18 protein-coding genes are annotated in these 16,356 nt (G+C 65.0%); 8 read left to right on the plus strand and 10 right to left on the minus strand.

Annotation, left to right across the window (positions count from 1 at the left end; translation table 11 throughout):
- Positions 1 to 51: 51 nt before the first annotated feature.
- Positions 52 to 696, minus strand: a complete 645-nt coding sequence (locus tag AASM09_RS08815) for a TetR/AcrR family transcriptional regulator (RefSeq protein WP_049429695.1) — start codon at positions 694 to 696, stop codon at positions 52 to 54.
- 82 nt (positions 697 to 778) lie between these two features.
- On the opposite strand from AASM09_RS08815, the gene AASM09_RS08820 reads away from it, so the two are divergent.
- Positions 779 to 2,302 carry an FAD-dependent monooxygenase gene (locus AASM09_RS08820; RefSeq protein WP_049429694.1) on the plus strand — a complete coding sequence of 508 codons (1,524 nt, stop codon included), beginning with the start codon at positions 779 to 781 and terminating at the stop codon, positions 2,300 to 2,302.
- Between the two features lie 8 nt (positions 2,303 to 2,310).
- Here AASM09_RS08820 and AASM09_RS08825 read toward each other — a convergent pair whose 3' ends face one another.
- The 7 genes from AASM09_RS08825 to AASM09_RS08855 form a co-directional block, all read right to left on the minus strand.
- Positions 2,311 to 4,014, minus strand: coding sequence for a hybrid sensor histidine kinase/response regulator (locus AASM09_RS08825; protein WP_100443810.1), 1,704 nt, complete (start codon positions 4,012 to 4,014; stop codon positions 2,311 to 2,313).
- Between the two features lie 182 nt (positions 4,015 to 4,196).
- Complete coding sequence (locus AASM09_RS08830) at positions 4,197 to 4,445, minus strand: hypothetical protein (protein ID WP_005410137.1); 249 nt, start codon at positions 4,443 to 4,445, stop codon at positions 4,197 to 4,199.
- Between the two features lie 97 nt (positions 4,446 to 4,542).
- Positions 4,543 to 4,788: a hypothetical protein gene (locus AASM09_RS08835; protein WP_049429692.1), complete on the minus strand. Its 246-nt coding sequence runs from the start codon at positions 4,786 to 4,788 to the stop codon at positions 4,543 to 4,545.
- A 123-nt stretch (positions 4,789 to 4,911) separates the two neighbouring features.
- A complete protein-coding gene (locus AASM09_RS08840; protein WP_343368957.1) occupies positions 4,912 to 5,205 on the minus strand; it encodes a hypothetical protein in 294 nt (97 codons plus the stop codon).
- An 86-nt stretch (positions 5,206 to 5,291) separates the two neighbouring features.
- Positions 5,292 to 5,936 carry a hypothetical protein gene (locus tag AASM09_RS08845; protein ID WP_049429690.1) on the minus strand — a complete coding sequence of 215 codons (645 nt, stop codon included), beginning with the start codon at positions 5,934 to 5,936 and terminating at the stop codon, positions 5,292 to 5,294.
- 133 nt (positions 5,937 to 6,069) lie between these two features.
- Positions 6,070 to 6,546 (minus strand): membrane protein, encoded by a 477-nt coding sequence (locus tag AASM09_RS08850; RefSeq protein ID WP_049429689.1) that lies wholly within the window; start codon positions 6,544 to 6,546, stop codon positions 6,070 to 6,072.
- 92 nt (positions 6,547 to 6,638) lie between these two features.
- Positions 6,639 to 7,877, minus strand: coding sequence for an NADH:flavin oxidoreductase/NADH oxidase family protein (locus AASM09_RS08855; RefSeq protein ID WP_049429688.1), 1,239 nt, complete (start codon positions 7,875 to 7,877; stop codon positions 6,639 to 6,641).
- A gap of 89 nt (positions 7,878 to 7,966) precedes the next feature.
- Here AASM09_RS08855 and AASM09_RS08860 point away from each other — a divergent pair, with 89 nt between their 5' ends.
- Positions 7,967 to 8,446 (plus strand): MerR family transcriptional regulator, encoded by a 480-nt coding sequence (locus tag AASM09_RS08860; protein ID WP_049429687.1) that lies wholly within the window; start codon positions 7,967 to 7,969, stop codon positions 8,444 to 8,446.
- Positions 8,447 to 8,462: 16 nt separating this feature from the next.
- Here the strand turns inward: AASM09_RS08860 and AASM09_RS08865 are convergent, their stop codons facing one another.
- Both AASM09_RS08865 and AASM09_RS08870 read right to left on the minus strand, forming a co-directional pair.
- Positions 8,463 to 9,671 (minus strand): MFS transporter, encoded by a 1,209-nt coding sequence (locus AASM09_RS08865; RefSeq protein ID WP_049429686.1) that lies wholly within the window; start codon positions 9,669 to 9,671, stop codon positions 8,463 to 8,465.
- A 125-nt stretch (positions 9,672 to 9,796) separates the two neighbouring features.
- Positions 9,797 to 10,216 carry an HD domain-containing protein gene (locus AASM09_RS08870; RefSeq protein ID WP_012480647.1) on the minus strand — a complete coding sequence of 140 codons (420 nt, stop codon included), beginning with the start codon at positions 10,214 to 10,216 and terminating at the stop codon, positions 9,797 to 9,799.
- A 130-nt stretch (positions 10,217 to 10,346) separates the two neighbouring features.
- Between AASM09_RS08870 and AASM09_RS08875 the strand changes: the two genes are divergently transcribed.
- The 6 genes from AASM09_RS08875 (at position 10,347) to AASM09_RS08900 (ending at position 16,353) form a co-directional block, all read left to right on the plus strand.
- Entirely contained in the window at positions 10,347 to 10,604 is a 258-nt protein-coding gene (locus AASM09_RS08875) for a hypothetical protein (RefSeq protein ID WP_005410128.1), read from the plus strand.
- Positions 10,605 to 10,640: 36 nt separating this feature from the next.
- Entirely contained in the window at positions 10,641 to 12,320 is a 1,680-nt protein-coding gene (locus AASM09_RS08880; RefSeq protein ID WP_005410127.1) for a type IV secretory system conjugative DNA transfer family protein, read from the plus strand.
- A gap of 424 nt (positions 12,321 to 12,744) precedes the next feature.
- The gene (locus AASM09_RS08885) at positions 12,745 to 13,191 is read left to right on the plus strand and encodes a hypothetical protein (protein WP_049429685.1); all 447 of its coding nucleotides are present in this window, start codon (positions 12,745 to 12,747) and stop codon (positions 13,189 to 13,191) included.
- A gap of 89 nt (positions 13,192 to 13,280) precedes the next feature.
- A complete protein-coding gene (locus AASM09_RS08890) occupies positions 13,281 to 14,327 on the plus strand; it encodes a virB8 family protein (protein ID WP_049429684.1) in 1,047 nt (348 codons plus the stop codon).
- Positions 14,324 to 15,103 carry a TrbG/VirB9 family P-type conjugative transfer protein gene (locus AASM09_RS08895; RefSeq protein WP_033833167.1) on the plus strand — a complete coding sequence of 260 codons (780 nt, stop codon included), beginning with the start codon at positions 14,324 to 14,326 and terminating at the stop codon, positions 15,101 to 15,103. The genes AASM09_RS08890 and AASM09_RS08895 overlap by 4 nt, the downstream gene beginning before the upstream one ends.
- Positions 15,100 to 16,353: a TrbI/VirB10 family protein gene (locus AASM09_RS08900; RefSeq protein WP_049429683.1), complete on the plus strand. Its 1,254-nt coding sequence runs from the start codon at positions 15,100 to 15,102 to the stop codon at positions 16,351 to 16,353. Before AASM09_RS08895 ends, AASM09_RS08900 begins: the two co-directional genes overlap by 4 nt.
- The last annotated feature ends 3 nt before the right edge of the window (positions 16,354 to 16,356 follow it).

Here is a 16,356-nt window from a genome sequence, read left to right on the forward strand (position 1 = left end):
AATGAGAAAGAGTAGCATTTGCAACACTTCGTGACCTATCCCCCGAATGCGTTATGGACGCGCGCCGGGATCGGTATAGGGGGTGCCAGCCAGGGCCACCAGTACTCCGGTGCCACCGCGCACGATCAGCTGCAGCATGGCCTGGCGTGGATCCTCGCCCTGCAGCTGGCTCGCCAGTCCTTTCTCATAGGCTGCCACCACCGAGGCCAGCAGCATGGCGGCGCCCAGGCGCGCTTCGGCGTCGCTCTCCGCTCGCCCGATCGCCTCGGCCATCCATTTCGCCAGATCGTCCGTCAGCTGCGCCTGCAGGCGCCGGGCATGTGCGGTCAGTACCGGGCTGTCAGCGACGGTTGCCCAGAATGCAGCGGCGCCAGCATTGATGCGCAGCAGCGGATGGGCCGCCTCCAGCAACTCGCGCACGAGTGACTGGAAGGCCGCCAGCGGGGTCATGCCGGTGCGCGCCGCCATGCCCTCGCGCAGCAGCGCACGTGCTTCCTCGTCGCGGTCGAAGACAAGGTCTTCCTTGCTGGCGAAGTAATTGAAGACCGTCTTGCGTGATACCCCCGCAGCCTCGGCGATCTCGGACATGGACACGGCCTCGAAGCCGCGCGCGATGATCAGCCCGGTGGCGACGTCGGAAATCGCTTGTCGGGTCTCGGCTTTGCGCTGATCGCGGCGGCCTGGGAGCGGGGTCATGGGCGGTTCACTTGTGAAAACGTACACCGAGTGTAACATTTGACTTGCCGGAGCGCCGGCCCGGCGCTCACGAGGAATCCCCATGCTGTACGACGTCGTCATTGCCGGTGCTGGCCCGGTTGGCTTGTTCCTGTCCTGCGAACTGGCCAATGCCGGGTGTTCGGTGCTTGTGCTGGAACAGGCCGGGTCCGCCGACTCGCCGTTGAAGCGCCTGCCATTCGGGCTGCGCGGCCTGAACACCCCCACGCTGGAGGCACTGGATCGGCGCGGCCTGTTGGACGCAGTCGCCGCGGCGCAGGTGCTCAAGCCCGACAAGGGCGCGCCGCCGCCCGGCACCGCCCATTGGTTGGCACAGCCGCGCGCGCTGGGTGGTCACTTTGCGGGTATTCCGTTCGCGCTGGACAGCGTGGACACCGGGCGCTGGAACTGGCGCCTGCCGACGCCGGTCGGCACCCAGATGGCGATTGAGCTGCAGGCGCTGGAAAGGGTCCTCGCCGAACGTGCGAGCGCGCTGGGCGTCTGCATCGAACGCGGGCGCGCGGTAGAGGCCGTGCAGGCTGGCGAGGCGGAGGTGGTCATTGAGACTGCTGACGGAGTCGTACGCGGTCGTTGGCTGGTCGGCTGCGACGGTGGCCGCAGCACCGTGCGGAAGCAGTGCGGCTTCAGCTTCGTCGGCACCGATCCGGAATTCACCGGCCATTCGCTGCTGGTTGAGCTGGAAGATCCTTCGGTGCTGACGCCGGGCCGGCAGAACACCGCGCAGGGCATGTTCAATTTCAATCCGCCGGGCGTGCTGGCGCTGGCCGATTTCGACGGAGGGGCTGGCCATCGCGCGCCCCTCGATCTGGACGCTGCGCAGGCTTTGCTGCGGCGCGTGTCCGGTTGCGATGCAACGATCACGGCCCTGCATCTGCACAGCACCTGGACCGATGGCGCGCGCCAGGCCAGCGCCTATCGCAAGGGGCGTGTCCTGTTGGCGGGCGACGCTGCGCATGTGCATTCGCCACTGGGCGGACAGGGCCTGAACCTGGGCATCGGCGATGCGATGAACCTCGGCTGGAAGCTGGCCGCCGTGGCGCGGGGCAAGGCCGATGAGGCGCTGCTGGACAGCTATCAGGCTGAGCGCCATCCAGCGGGCGCCAAAGTACTGGACTGGTCACGCGCACAGGTTGCGCTGATGCGTCCCGGGGCCGGTTCGCGCGCGCTGGCAGCGATCATGGCCGACCTGGCTGGCACCCGCGATGGGGCCACGTATCTGGCCGAGCGGATCTGGGGTGTTTCGCAGCGGCTGGATCTTGCTGGAGAGCACCCGCTTGTCGGCAGGAGCGCGCCTGACTTCCGGTTGGCCGATGGCCGCCGCTTGGGCGAATTGCTGAGAACGGGGCAGGGGGCGCTGCTTGTCTTCGACCGGGCATCTTCGTTATCGCAGTTTGCCCAACGCTGGCTGCCTCCCATCGCCTGCGCCGCAAATACTGGAGATGCGGCATCGGGCCTGGGAGCAGTGCTGGTGCGCCCGGATGGCATCGTCGCCTGGGCCTGCGGCGCAGGGGCGGATATGTCCGGCATCGATTCAGTGCTTGCTTCCTGGCCCGGTTCGACGCGGTGATCTGCCGGCTAAAGCGCAGTCACCATCGCCTGTGAGCGGCAACTGGCCTCGGTCATCACCGAGGCCAGCTGCTTCAGGGAGTAGGGCTTGCGCAGCAGCGTGAAACCGTGGCCTGGATCGCGGGCCAGCAGTTCGCTGTAGCCACTGGTGAGGATGATCGGAAGATCGGGCAGGCGGCTGCGGATGGTGCGGGCGAGATCCAGCCCATTGGTCCCGGGCATGACCACGTCGCTGAACACCACGTGGAAACGCGCAGCGTCGCGCGCGAGCTCCGCCAGTGCCTCGTCGGCATTGCGCGCGAGCACGACGTTGTACTCAAGCTCGCGCAGTGCCCCGACTGCAAACTCGGCCACATCCACGTTGTCTTCCACCACCAGTACGCACAATCCGTGGCCATGCAGCAGCCCCTCTTGCGCGGTCGGCAGCTCGATGGTGGCGTTTTCCTGCGCCAGCGGCAGATACAACGTGAAGCGCGTACCGACACCTGCCTGGCTCTGTACGTCCACTTCGCCCTCGGACTGTTTGACGAAGCCGAACACCTGGCTGAGGCCAAGCCCTGTGCCTGCGCCCACTCCCTTGGTGGTGAAAAATGGCTCAAAGATCCGATCCACCACGGATGGATCGATACCGGCGCCGGTGTCGCTGACGCTGATCGCAGCAAAGTCGCCTTTCATCGGCGCCGCGAACCGGACGGAAGGCACCGATGTCAGCTGTTCCACATCGATCGTCACCTTGCCGTGGCCGTCAATGGCGTCGCGCGCGTTCACCGCGATGTTGATCAGTGCGGTGTCGAGCTGGGTCCGGTCCAGCAGCACCGGCAATGGGGCGTCGGGCAGGTTCACCGACACGGAGATGCGTGCACCCAGCACTGTGGTGATGATGTCCGAAAGCGCGCGTACGCTCTCGCAGAGGTCGAACACCTGCGGCGACAGGCTCTGTCTACGCGAGAACGCCAGAAGCTGGGCGGTCAGGCGAGTGGCGCGGTCGGCGGCGGTTTCGATGGCCTGTACATAGCGCAGGCGCGCATCTCCGGCTGGCCAGGTATGCAGCAGCATGTCCACGGAACCGGTGATCACCTGCAGCAGATTGTTGAAGTCGTGGGCAACGCCGCCGGTCAGCTGGCCGATGGCCTCCAGCTTCTGCGACTGCCGCAGCTGTTCGCGGGCGCGTACCAGTTCAAGGTGGGCCTCGCGTGCCTGCTCGGTGATGGCCGCCACCTGGCGCGTGTGCCGGTCGCGCTCGATCACCCGCTCGGTCTGCTCGCTGACGACGCAGATGATGCCGGCCACGCCTCCGCAACCGGCACGCAGCGGCGAGTAGGAGAACGTCCAGAATGTCTCGCGCAACGTGCCATCACGGTCCATCATCAACGGCATGTTCTTGAAACTGCGGCTTGTGCCGCCGAAGGCATCGTTGACAGCATCGACGACTTCGGCCCAGACGTCCGCCCAGACGTCTTCCAATCGGCTGCCCATGGCGCCGTGCAGCTTGCCGCCCAGCATGGGCAGGTAGGCATCGTTGAAGAAGAACGCCTTGTTGTCGCGGCCCCATGCGATCCACAGCGGCTCCGGAGAATCCAGGATCATCGCCAGCAGAGCGCGAAGTTCGGGAGGAGCGTTGATCGCGTCGGTGGAACGGGCCCAGTCGCTGTCCTGCAGCAGTCGGTAGGCGAGTTGATCGGGTGCCGAGACAGGAAGGGGGAAGGGATGCATGGCCGTGCGCGAAGAAAGGTGCCGCAGCTTAGCCGAGGTGATGTCATTGCGCCCTGCACAGCTCCTTTGCCCTGGCTGTCATCGGCCCTGCGCAGCGGACGAGGTGGCTCACGGGGCGCCCTCTGACTGCATCATCATCCCTGCGCCAACAGCCTGCGTCGTGGCACCGTCGTACTGCAGCCTCAGACACCCAGAAGCGAATTCACCTGCCAATCGGCAACCCGCGCATGGCTCACCGCCTGATGACTGCCGCATCCGTCGCAGCGGAACAAGGCGCCGCCCGGCAGCTGGACCAGATTGTCTTCGCTGGCCGAGCGGGTTTCGGAGCAATGCCGGCAGATGACGGTGAGCGCCGTAATGCGCTCCACCCCGCCAGACAGGTCGAACACAGCTTCAAAGGCATGGATGACAGGGTGACCAGTGGCCGGCATCGGGAAAGTCGTCGTGATTGGGAGGCCTTATCCTGCCCCCCCGATCGTGACGGGCTGGTCATCCGCATGCATTGGAGCGATCAAGATGCCCGGCGGCTCAGAGATCCTTCTTCTTGCCGCTCAGGTCGATCGGCCTGTCACTGCCCTTGCGCTCGCTCGACCACACTTCCATGCTCTTGTTGCAGCGGCTCTCGCGGGCAGCCACTTCGGGCGGCAGGTCCTTCAGATGCGGCGACTCCTGGCAGGCCTGGTGCATGTTGCTGTCGTCATACGTGGCGCAGGCGCTGAACGTGACCAGGGCAATGGCGGTGAGGGAGACGCGAAGCAGGGGCTGCAGGTTCATGGGGGTCTCAGGTAGCGCCGGGCTGGCCATGCGATTCAAATCCGCGACCCCGGGCACGAGCAATCCGTCCAACCGCACTTGTTATTCTGTAACATATGCGCGATAGTCCGGCGCCTGCTGCTGTCAGGCGACGCAGATCATCAGGATCATGCTCAGCGCCAGCATCAGCACGAATACGCGCCGGCTCAGCGCAAGGCAGGCCAGGCAGGCGGCCAGTGCCCAGGCAGCCAGCAGCGCGCAGGCCAGCAGCCACAGCCCGATCACGATCAAGGATCCGGTCGCCAGCGCCGACAAGGCGATGGCCTTGTACAGAGCCACGCCCAACACGCTGCCCAGCACGCCCGCCTGCAGGGCGATGGCATCGTGATGTGCGGGTGCGGGTGCGGGTGCGGGTGCGGGTGCGGGCGCGTGAAGCATTGTGACTGGATGGTTCCAAGCGTGAGCGGCGCGCGTACTGTGCCCGAATACACATCCACGCCATGTGTACTTCGCCGACGACGCGATCAGTGACGGCGGCGCGACAGCAATAGCCCAATGCCCACCACGGGCACGATCCCAAGCATCGGTGCTTTGTACAACGGCCAGCCATGCAGTACGCCCGTGATCACCAGTGCCGCCGTCGCCAGCAACAGGCCCGCACCCCAGACGCGTGCGGGCCAGGCACCGAAGAAGTGGCGACGTTGCGGAGCCGCGGCAGCGTTTGCGGGCCGATCTGCGAGCGCCTCTGCCAGTGCGTCCCGGAAGGTTGGGAAATCATGCATCGATGCCCGTGTGCGCTGCAGCAGCACGCTCGGTCCATCGATCAGGATCAGATCGACATGATCGTCCAGGTTGTAGGACCGGATCTGCTTGAACGGGAGAGGAGGACGGTGCTGGAATACCAGACGATCCTGTTCCAGTACCACCCGGTCCCGTTGTGGGGAATAGACTACGAAGCCGAGGATCAGCGGCGACAGCGTGAGAATCGCTGCCGCGCCCAGTGCCGGAAACGGCCCAAGTTCGGGCGCGACGGCGACCAGGAGTATTGCCAGTGGTCCGGCTCCGGCGGCAACGATGGCGTACTGGTGATAGCGCCTGAAGATGCGTACTTCGCTGCCGATTTTCCGCGGCCGGGCGGGGAGACGGGAGCGGGCGGTGGGCAACTTCATGGACTGTGTTCGATCACGGCTTTCCGGCAAGAAAGCGTGGCGTCGCGTTGCAATGAAGTCCATACAACTATTCCGAATCCGCCCTCGCTGGACCTCTATGTGCGTCTTCGCGCGCCTTCTCCCACGCATCTGTTCAGTCGAACTCGCCCTCCGCCGATTCCAGTCGCTGCCGGTACGCCGCCCGGTGCTGGTACAGGCGCTGGCACTCGGCGGACCGGTGGATCCGGCTGGCCGGTTCGTTGGCCACCGAGTCGCACATCCGCGCGATGTGGTTGTTGGCCGCAAGCTCGGTGACGAAGAACACGGCAGTGACGCCGGTGCCGAGCAGCACGACATAGAGCAGGCGGCTGAGCCAGCGCGTGCGCTTGCGCTCGAAGTGCTGCTGGAGGGTCAGGTCGAAGCGGATGATGCTGAGCACGATCCAGATGATTGCGACGAGGAAGCAGATCGTGGGCAGCAGGCCGCGCCAGAGTCCTGCTTCGAACACCGACTCGCTGTAATGGACCGCTGCGCCGGCACCGGCGATGGCGATCGCCAGTGCCCAGTTGCGGCCCAGCGAGAGCAGATCATCGAGCAGCTTTTCGCGGTTCTTGGTCGGTCCTGCTGCCACGGTGGTTCCTTCTGCCTGCTGCGACCGGCGACGGACTGCCGCAGGTCATGCAGATGGTGGAGCATCGCTGCAGTGATGAGAAGCCCGCCCGCTCAGCATCCACCTGCGCGTGCACGGATCCAGCGCCGGTAGCGGCGAGCCCGGCATTTGCCGGCGGCCTGCGCCAGCAACAGCGCCCACGCCGGCGAGACGCCGGGCGCAGTGGGGCGGCGCTGGCTGAGCCGACCCAGTTGGTATTTCACTGCCGCCATGTGTGCGCTGGCCGCCAGCGGCTTGCTGCGCCAGTTGATGTTGCGCAACGCCGGTACCGGGTCGCGGCCCTGCTGCCAGTGCTGCGGCAGATCCGGCTCGATCGCCAGCGCGGTGGCGATGCCGACCATGGCCACGCCGCTGGCCAGCACCTGTTCTGCCACCTCGCGGCGGCGGATGCCGCCGGTGACCATCAGCGGCATCGTCGCCACCGTGGCGATCTCGCGCGCGAATTCGAGGAAGTACGCTTCGCGGGCCACGCTGCGTTCGTCGCGTGCGGCGCCGGTCATGGCCGGCATCTCATAGCTGCCGCCGGACAGTTCGACCAGATCCACGCCGAGGGGCGCCAGCATCTCCACCACGGCGCGCGCGTCCTCGGGCGAGAAACCGCCGCGCTGGAAGTCGGCGGAGTTGAGCTTCACCGCCACTGCGAACGTAGGCGCCACGCTGGCGCGTACGCCCTGCACGATCTCCAGCAGCAGGCGCGCACGGTTGTCCAGGCTGCCGCCCCAGCGATCCTCGCGACGGTTCGACAGCGGCGACAGGAACTGGCTGAGCAGGTAGCCGTGCGCCGCATGGATCTCCACGCCGCTGAAACCGGCGCGTTCGGCCAGCTCGGCGCTGCGGATGAAGCGCGCGATCACTTCTTCAATGTCGGCTTCGCTAATCGCCTTTGGCGGCGCGAACTGCTTGGACAGCGCGCCCATGTCCAGTGGCACCGCCGAAGGTGCAAGGGCCGGTTGGCCAAGCGCGGCCGGCATCTGCCGACCGGGATGGTTGATCTGCATCCACATCTGCGCCCCCCGCGAGCGTGCTGTCCTTGCCCAGGCGCTGAAGCGGTCGAGATGGCGATCATCTTCCAGCACCACGCCGCCGGGGCCGGTCATGGCGCGGCCATCAACCATCACGTTGCCCGTGATGATCAGCCCGGCGCCGCCGTCGGCCCAGCGCTGGTACAACTGCAGCAGCGCTTCGGAGGGGGCGTGGTCGGCGTCGGCCATGTTCTCCTCCATCGCCGCCTTGGCGATGCGGTTGCGGATGAGGGCGCCGGAAGGCAGCGCCAAGGGCGAGAACAGCGACATCGGACAGCTCCAGGACAGGGGAATGGCGCTACGCTAACCTTCAAGTTTTATTGAAGGTCAATGGGTTCCGATGTCGAGGATTCAGGCGGATGAAGATCGGTGAGCTGGCCCGGCGCACGGGCCTGGCGGCGTCACGCATCCGCTTCTATGAGGAGGCAGGGTTGCTGGTCGTCCAGCGGCAGGCCAACGGCTACCGCGACTATCAGGAGCAGGCGGTGCTGCTGCTGGAACTGATTACCGGTGCGCAGCGCGCCGGCTTCAGCCTGGAGGAGATACGCGCCCTGCTGCCGCCAGACATGGGCCAGTGGCAGCACGACGCATTGATCTCGATGCTGCAGCAGAAGGTGGCCGACATCGAGGCGCTGCAGTTGCGGCTGGTACAGAGCCGGACGCACCTGCTGGCCCTGATCGAGGACATCCAGGCGCGGCCGGACGGGATTGACTGCGCGGCCAACTCGCGGCGGGTATTGGACCGTGTGAAACGTGGCGAGCTGGCGCGACCGACGCTTGCAGCCGGCGACGTGGCAATGCTGCGGCCGGGACGCCGCCGCCGCATGGGCAGCGGCTGACGACCCGGCGCCGTGTTCAGTGGCTGCCGGCGGTGGCCTTGCGCTTCCTGTCCAGCATCACCGCCACGCACCACAGCAGCAGGCCGCCGATGGCAGTGGCGGCACCGACATAGCCGGTGCTGGCCGGGCTGAAGCCGGCACTGATCGCCATGCCGCCCAGCCACGGCCCGAGCGCATTGGCGGTATTGAAGGCGGCATGGTTGGAGGCGGCGGCCAGGGTCTGTGCTTCGCCGGCCACGTCCATCAGGCGCGTCTGCAATACTGCGGCCAGCGCGCCCATGGTGCCGACGGTGATGATCATCGGACCGATGGTCCACACCGATTGCGCGGCCAGCGGATACAGCAGCAGCATCACGATCGACCACAGCAGCACCACCGCGGCGGCCTTGAAGTGGAACTTGTCGACCAGCCAGCCACCGGCGATGTTGCCGATGATCGCGCCGATGCCGAACACGCCCACCGCCAGCGGCATCCACGATTCGGCCACGCCGGTGACCTGCACCAGGGTCGGTGCCAGGTAGGTGAACACGCAGAACATGCCGGCGAAGCCAACGGCGCCGATCGCCAGCGCCAGCCACACCTGGGTGGTGTTGAAGGCGCGCAGTTCGCGCATCGGCGAGGTACGAACCTCGTCCGGGTCCGGCAGCAGGAAGCGCGCGATCATCGCCACGGTGGCGACGGCCAGCACGCTGACCAGGGCGAAGGCGGTGCGCCAGCTCAGCTGCTGGCCCAGCCAGGTGGTCAGCGGATTGCCGACCAGGATCGCGATCGACAGGCCCAGCAACACGCGCGACATCGCCTGGCCGCGCTGGCCGGCAGGGCTGATCGCGGCGGCCACCAGCATCGCCACGCCGAAGTAGGCGCCATGCGGCAGGCCGGCGACGAAACGCGCAATGAGCATCGTGCCGTAGTTCGGCGCCAGTGCGCTGGCCAGGTTGCCGACGGCATAGAAGCCCATCAGTGCCAGCAGCAGCTTGCGGCGAGGGAAGCTGGCGCCGACGAAGGCGAGGATCGGGGCGCCGACGACCACGCCGATGGCGTAGGCGCTGATCAGGTGGCCGACCTGGGTTTCGGAAATCGACAGGCCGCGGCTGATCTCCAGCATCAGGCCCATGCTGGCGAATTCACTGGTGCCGATGGCGAAGCCGCCCAGCGACAGGGCAAGGATGATCAGGGTGCGCTGACGGGGCGTCAGCCGCGCAGCCAGGGAAGAGTTGGGGCTCATGCGGGGCGCGATGGGGGCGGGGAGCCGGTCATTGTACTGCTGCACCGCAACAAGGGCAGCAGCACTCAGGGTAAATCAGCGTTTGATCGGTGACACGTTCGCCCACCGGCCACCGCGCGGCGCGATCAGATGCCCAGCGCTGCCCGGGCGTGCGCATACTTGCCGCGCAGGCGCCCGGCCGTCGCCGCGTCGAGCATCGCCAGGCGCTGCGGATCGGCGTTGTCATCCAGATCGGCCTGCTTCACCTTCAGTGCCAGCGGGTGGGCGGCAATGCGCGCGTAGTAGCTGTCCGCGTCGGGGGCCGCGTCGCGGTTGAGCAGGTGCACCGCCTCGCGCAGCGGGGCGGGAAAGACCTCGATCTGTGCGGCAAACGCCGGGCAGTCTTCGGCTACGTCATGCAGCCAGGCCACCACTTCGGCGTCATCGTCGCCGCGCACCGCGGCCGCCACCCGCGCCACATGGCAGATGTAAGGCTGGCCGGCCTTGTCCGTCTGGCCCGCGTGGGCCTCGGTGGCCAGCGTGCGTGCAAGTGCTACCCAGTCCATTGCAGTCTCCTTGGATATCCGCAGACAGTTTCGCGCAGAAACCGTAGCGCTTGTGCATACGCCGATGACACTGCGATGGGCATCATGGCGGGGCAGGGGACGCAGTGTTGCCCCGACAAGGAGGAATGCGATGCAGGAATTCAGGCATGTGCTGGAAACCCGTGGCCGCTATCAGCTGGTAGCAGTGTCCTACGAGCCGGTGTACGCTCCGGGCGATGTGGTCGGCCATGCGGTCGTCGCCGACGATGGGGATCGTCTGACCGACCTGGTATCACTGGCCGAAGCGCGCCAACTGCTGTTGCAGCGGGTGCGTGAAGAGGGCGAAGAGCCCGGGCTGGAGAACGAAAACAACCTGCGGAAGAAGGCGTCGCGCTGGCGCCGCCGCTAGGCCGTCGCGCCCTCGTGCGCATCATGGAGGATTCGGGTGTTGCCCAGTAAGAAGTATCTGCTCATCGCCATCGTCACGCTGGCGACCCTGCTGCTTGGTTTCGTGTTTTCCGGCTACCTGACCCTGTTGTTCCTGGGGTTGGACACCAAGCTGTTCACCTGGAACACGTACTACCAGTACTACCACGCCATCGGCCAACCGCAGGTTGCGCCGTTCGTGGGCAAGATCAAGTGGGCCGGCTACGTGGGCTTCGGCTTGCCGCTGCTGGTCCTGCTGGTGACCGGTCTGGTGCTGCTGCTGAAGAAGGACAAGCGCTCGCTGCATGGCGACGCGCGTTTCGCCACCGGCGCCGACCTGTCCAGGCATGGCATGTTCAAGAAGACCGGCCAGAGCATCGTGGTCGGCAGCCATGGCGGCAAACTGGTGCGGCTGGATGGTCAGCAGTTCGTGATTCTTGCGGCACCCACCCGTTCAGGCAAGGGCGTGGGCGTGGTCATCCCGAACCTGCTGGAATACGGCGAATCGCTGGTGGTGCTGGACATCAAGCAGGAGAACTTCGACCTGACCAGCGGCTGGCGCGCCAGCCAGGGCCAGGAGATCTACCTGTTCAATCCCTTCGCCGAGGATCGGCGCACGCACCGCTGGAACCCGCTCAGCTATGTCTCCGATGATCCGGCATTCCGGGTGTCGGACCTGATGAGCATCGCCGCGATGCTGTATCCGGACGGCGCCGAGGACCAGAAGTTCTGGGTCAGCCAGGCGCGCAACGCGTTCATGGCCTTCACCCTGTATCTGTTCGAAAACTGGGACGACGAGCGCAGCAGCGGCTTCCCGGGCGGCTCGGGCACGCCGACGCTGGGTTCTGTCTACCGGTTGTCATCCGGCGATGGCACCGATCTGAAGAAGTACCTCAAGGCCTTGTCGGAGCGTTCGTTCCTCAGTGGCAACGCGCGATCGGCGTTCGCCAACATGCTGTCCCAGGCCGACGAGACCTTCGCCTCGATCCTGGGCACCTTCAAGGAACCGCTCAATCCCTGGATCAACCCGGTGCTGGACAAGGCCACCAGCAGCAACGACTTCCTGCTGACCGACGTGCGCAAGAAGAAGATGACCATCTACATCGGCATCCAGCCGAACAAGCTGGCCGAGAGCCGGCTGATCATCAACCTGTTCTTCAGCCAGCTGATCAACCTCAACACCAAGGAACTGCCCAAGTCCAACCCGGACCTGAAGTACCAGTGCCTGCTGCTGATGGACGAATTCACCTCGATCGGCAAGGTCGAGATCATCGCCTCGGCGGTGTCCTACATGGCCGGTTACAACATCCGCCTGCTGCCGATCATCCAGAGCATGTCCCAGCTCGATGCCACCTACGGCCGGGAAGTCTCGCGCACGATCATCACCAACCACGCGCTGCAGATCCTGTACGCGCCGCGCGAGCAGCAGGACGCCAACGACTATTCGGACATGCTGGGCTACACCACCATCCGCAAGAAGAACGTCACGCACGCCCGCGAGAAGACCCACAGCTTCACCGAGGAGCGGCGGGCACTGATGCTGCCGCAGGAGCTGAAGGCGATGGGGCCGGACAAGGAAGTGTTCCTGTACGAGGGCATACCGCATCCGGTGAAGTGCGACAAGATCCGCTACTACAAGGATCGCTACTTCACCTCGCGGCTGCTGCCGAAAGTCGACGTTCCAATGCTTAACGTCTAATTCACGTCGTTAAATTTGTGACGTAGATTCATATTCACTGACGTGAAAACGTGAGTTGAGTCAAGAATTCGGCATTTGTTCATAGATTTTCAGACTTGTCTGACATGGAATTGACGCGTGGTTGTGCGACCCTGTGCATGCCGTTCAGAAATGTGTGATGGATGGCAGATGTTGTAGAGCAGGGTGGCCAGGAGTTTGTGCCATGAAACATGGATGGTTTCGACGTTGGTGAGGTATGCGGGTGTGTCGCCGGGAGTGTCTGGCGGCCCCGCGACTTGGTTGGCAGCCGTTGGCTGCAGGGGAGCCGGAGTGGGTGTGCTGCCAGTCAGTGCGTCGCTCCGATTCCGGCGTGCGCGACGCAGCGCCGGACGACCAGGGGACCAATGCTCGGGACTGCTTTTTCGTACGTCAAAGTGAAGCCCGTATGAATCAGGCGTTTATCGCGAAAATGTCCATCGCCGCAGTGGCGGCGTTGATGGTGGCCGGTTGCGCCACCAAGTCCGCTCCCGATTTTGGAGGCCGCTGGAAGCCGGTGAACCGCTTTGCTGCGGAAACCACCGAGATCCCGCTGTACTCCAGCTACGTCTACCAGGCCTCGCCGATGGATGGCACGCTCAAAGCCATGCTCGAGCGCTGGGCCAAGGATTCCGGACGCACGCTGGATTACCGCCTGAGCTCGGACTTCACCCTGTACGGCGCGGTCTCCAACATCGGCACCACCAACGCTCAGCAGGCCGTGATCGATCTGACGGCGGCCTATGCAGCGCAGGGCATCTCCGTCTCCATCGTTGGCAACCAGATCGTTGTGCAGAGCGCTGGCTCGACGCCGACCGCGTCGGCACAGGGCGCTGATTCCAACAGCGGCACCTGAGTCCACCTCGAAATCATCGAACGTGCCGCTCCCCGCGCCTGTCGCAGGGGTGCCACGCCCATTGATGTTTCAGCAGTACGGAAGAATCCATGTTCCGCAAGAAGGATCCCGGCAATAGTCCCAAGGTCGAGCAGTCGGTCGCCAAGGCGGTCAGCTACGAGATCACCGTGGCCGACATGGCGCGTCGTAGTGAGCGCCGTGCCTGGTGGGTCGCCACCGGCTCATTGCTGATGTCGCTGGCACTGGCTGGCGGCTACTACTACATGCTGCCGCTGAAGGAGAAGGTGCCGTTCCTGGTGATGGCCGATGCCTACACGGGTACCGCTACTGTGGCGCGCCTGAGGGGTACGTTCCAGGGCGAGACGATCACCACCAATGAGGCGGTCAACCGCAGCAATGTCGCCCAGTACGTGCTGGCGCGCGAGTCGTACGACTCCGCAGTGATGGGGTTGCGCGACTGGGAGCTGGTGTTCGTCATGTCCAGTGATGCCGTCGCCGCAAGCATGAAGCAGCGCTATGCCAGCAACAATCCGCAGAATCCGTTCGTGATGTACGGCCGGGGCAAGGCGATCAGGGTCAAGATCCTCAGCATTACCCCGCTGGGCGTGCAGGCGAACGGCAGCTTCCGTGGCGCGTCCGTGCGCATCCAGCGCAGCCTGCTCGACAAGCGCAGCGGTGCATCGACCTATCTGGACAACCAGCTGGTCACCATGCGCTTCCAGTACAACCAGAATCTGGCGCTCTCCGAACAGGACCGCGTGCTCAATCCATTGGCGTTCCAGGTCACGGAGTACCGTGTCGACAACGACTATGCGCGCGGCGTGCCCGTGCCGGATGACGGTGCCATGCAGCAACAGGCCCAGGATGCTGCGCAACAGGCACAGCTCGCTGCACAGCAGGCGCAGGGCATGTACGTTCCGAACAATCCGGCCGCTGCCACCATGATCGATCCCGCCACCGGTCAGCCTGTCGCAGTGCCGGCCAGTGGGCAGATGCAGCCGATGCAGGGTGCGCCCATGCAGGGGCAGCCGGTCCAGGGGCAGCCGATGCCGGGGCAGGGCGCGCCGGGACAGCCGGCAATGATGCCGGCACCGAACCATTCCACCGGAAATGCTGATGGAGCAAGCAACCGATGAGTAGTCGAAAAATCAGGGGAAGCGCGTGGGCGCTGCTGTCGTTGCTGTCGCTGGTGTTTTCCAGCGCGGCGATGGCGCAGGCAGTTGACCACTACGAGTATGAGAAGGACCGCATCTACCCGGTTCGCACCGGCCTGGGCCTCACCACCCAGATCGAGCTGAGCCCGAACGAGAAGATCCTCGACTACAGCACCGGCTTCAGCAGCGGCTGGGAACTCACCCGTCGCGAGAACGTGTTCTATCTCAAGCCGAAGAACGTCGACGTCGACACCAACATGATGGTGCGTACCGAGACCCATTCGTACATTTTCGAGCTGAAAGTCGTTGCCACCGACTGGCGCCAGCTTGAGCAGGCCCGTCGCGCCGGCGTGCAGTACAAGATCGCCTTCGTCTATCCGAATGACACTGTGTTCGGGCCTGCCCAGGCAGCGGTCGAGGAAGAGGCGCAGCCGCTGCTGAGCACCGAGCTGGCCAAGGACCGCCAATACAACTTCAACTACTCCTATTCGACCAGCAAGGCGAAGAAGATGGGGTGGCTGATCCCGGTCAACGCCTACGACGATGGCCGTTTCACCTATCTGAAACTGCCCAACTCGCCCGAATACAAGACCGGCATCTTCCCGGCCGTGTTCGGTCGCGAGAAGGAGTACGGCGAGGATTTCGTGGTCAACACCACGGTTGAGGGCAATACGCTGATCGTGCACGGGACCTACCCGTACCTGGTCATCCGCCACGGCGACTTCGTCGTCGGCCTGCGAAGGAATGTGAAGAAATGAGCCAGCAGAACACTCCCGGCAACGATCCAAATCCGTCTCCGTACGGGCAGGGCCCTGCGGCTCAGGAGCCACCGACGAACCCGTATTATGGGCATGCGCAGGCCGAGGCAACCCCGGACCTGGATGCCAGTGCCCCGCAGCTTCGCTCTGCGGAAGAGCAGCGCTTGAACCGCAAGGCGCTGTTGTTCCTCGGCGGCATCCTGGTGTTGTTGCTGGCCATGGGCTTCCTGCTGCTGCGCAAGGGCAAGGAAGACGCTGAAGAAGTCAAGGCGCCGCCGCAGGTTGCACGTTCGAGCACCCCCGACCTGCCGATCATTGCACCCTCCGCGATTCGCGAGGCCGCCCGGGAAGCCGCCGAACCCATTCCGATGCTGCCGCCACCGCCGCAGGAAACGATGGGCCCGACGTTCATTCCTCGTGCCGAACCCGAGCGCGAGGTCGAGCGTGGCCCGAGTCTGCTGGATCGCCGCATTGCCGGTAGTGGTGGCGCAGGCGTGGGCACGGGCGATGCTGGCGGCCAGGCCGCAGCAGGGGACAACGACGATCCCTACATGCAGGCCACGTTGGCTGCGCTGCAGGCGCAGAACGGCAATGCTCCGCCGGCCAAGGTGCGCCGCGGGCCTGACGTGGAGGATGTGTCCAATGCTTCCTACATCCGCAGTCCCGATGCACTGCTGGTGCGTGGCACTTATCTGCGTTGTGTTCTCGAGACCCGCATCATCACCGATCTTGCAGGTTATACGTCGTGCCTGTTGACCGAACCGGTGTACTCGATCAACGGCCGCAGCCTGCTGCTGCCCAAGGGGTCCAAGATCTACGGTGCGTACGGTGGTGGTCCCAAGGGCAAGCGCGTGGAAGTGATCTGGGATCGCATCACCACGCCCAATGGCATCGACGTGGCCATGTCCAGCCCGGGCGTGGATCAGCTGGGTGGTGCCGGTCATCCTGGCCAGTACAGCGCGCACTGGGGCAGTCGCATTGCATCGGCGCTGATGATCAGCCTGATCGCCGACGCCTTCAAGTACGCCGCAGCCGAGCATGGCCCGGAGTCGACGACGGTTTCCAGTAATGGTTTTGCCGTTCGTTCGCCCTATGAAAGCGCCACCGCGCGCACGATGGAGCGTCTCGCCAACGAAGCCCTGACCAGTTCGAATCGCCCGCCGACTGTCACCATCAACCAGGGCACCGTCGTGAACGTCTACGTCGCAAAGGACGTCGACTTCACCAACGTGCTCAACCCGCGCCGGTAACCC

It is taken from the genome of Stenotrophomonas maltophilia (assembly GCF_039555535.1).
Classification (GTDB): Bacteria; Pseudomonadota; Gammaproteobacteria; order Xanthomonadales; family Xanthomonadaceae; genus Stenotrophomonas; species Stenotrophomonas maltophilia_Q.

Excerpts from the sequence above, each read along its gene's own strand:
- AASM09_RS08865 (WP_049429686.1), bottom strand. The coding sequence starts at position 9,671 with ATGAGCCCCAACTCTTCCCTGGCTGCGCGGCTGACGCCCCGTCAGCGC.
- AASM09_RS08825 (WP_100443810.1), bottom strand. The coding sequence starts at position 4,014 with ATGCATCCCTTCCCCCTTCCTGTCTCGGCACCCGATCAACTCGCCTAC.
- AASM09_RS08870 (WP_012480647.1), bottom strand. The coding sequence starts at position 10,216 with ATGGACTGGGTAGCACTTGCACGCACGCTGGCCACCGAGGCCCACGCG.
- AASM09_RS08885 (WP_049429685.1), top strand. The coding sequence starts at position 12,745 with ATGAATCAGGCGTTTATCGCGAAAATGTCCATCGCCGCAGTGGCGGCG.
- AASM09_RS08900 (WP_049429683.1), top strand. The coding sequence starts at position 15,100 with ATGAGCCAGCAGAACACTCCCGGCAACGATCCAAATCCGTCTCCGTAC.
- AASM09_RS08895 (WP_033833167.1), top strand. The coding sequence starts at position 14,324 with ATGAGTAGTCGAAAAATCAGGGGAAGCGCGTGGGCGCTGCTGTCGTTG.
- AASM09_RS08855 (WP_049429688.1), bottom strand. The coding sequence starts at position 7,877 with ATGTCGCTGTTCTCGCCCTTGGCGCTGCCTTCCGGCGCCCTCATCCGC.
- AASM09_RS08835 (WP_049429692.1), bottom strand. The coding sequence starts at position 4,788 with ATGAACCTGCAGCCCCTGCTTCGCGTCTCCCTCACCGCCATTGCCCTG.
- AASM09_RS08815 (WP_049429695.1), bottom strand. The coding sequence starts at position 696 with ATGACCCCGCTCCCAGGCCGCCGCGATCAGCGCAAAGCCGAGACCCGA.
- AASM09_RS08830 (WP_005410137.1), bottom strand. The coding sequence starts at position 4,445 with ATGCCGGCCACTGGTCACCCTGTCATCCATGCCTTTGAAGCTGTGTTC.
- AASM09_RS08840 (WP_343368957.1), bottom strand. The coding sequence starts at position 5,205 with ATGCTTCACGCGCCCGCACCCGCACCCGCACCCGCACCCGCACCCGCA.
- AASM09_RS08890 (WP_049429684.1), top strand. The coding sequence starts at position 13,281 with ATGTTCCGCAAGAAGGATCCCGGCAATAGTCCCAAGGTCGAGCAGTCG.
- AASM09_RS08845 (WP_049429690.1), bottom strand. The coding sequence starts at position 5,936 with ATGAAGTTGCCCACCGCCCGCTCCCGTCTCCCCGCCCGGCCGCGGAAA.
- AASM09_RS08875 (WP_005410128.1), top strand. The coding sequence starts at position 10,347 with ATGCAGGAATTCAGGCATGTGCTGGAAACCCGTGGCCGCTATCAGCTG.
- AASM09_RS08820 (WP_049429694.1), top strand. The coding sequence starts at position 779 with ATGCTGTACGACGTCGTCATTGCCGGTGCTGGCCCGGTTGGCTTGTTC.
- AASM09_RS08860 (WP_049429687.1), top strand. The coding sequence starts at position 7,967 with ATGAAGATCGGTGAGCTGGCCCGGCGCACGGGCCTGGCGGCGTCACGC.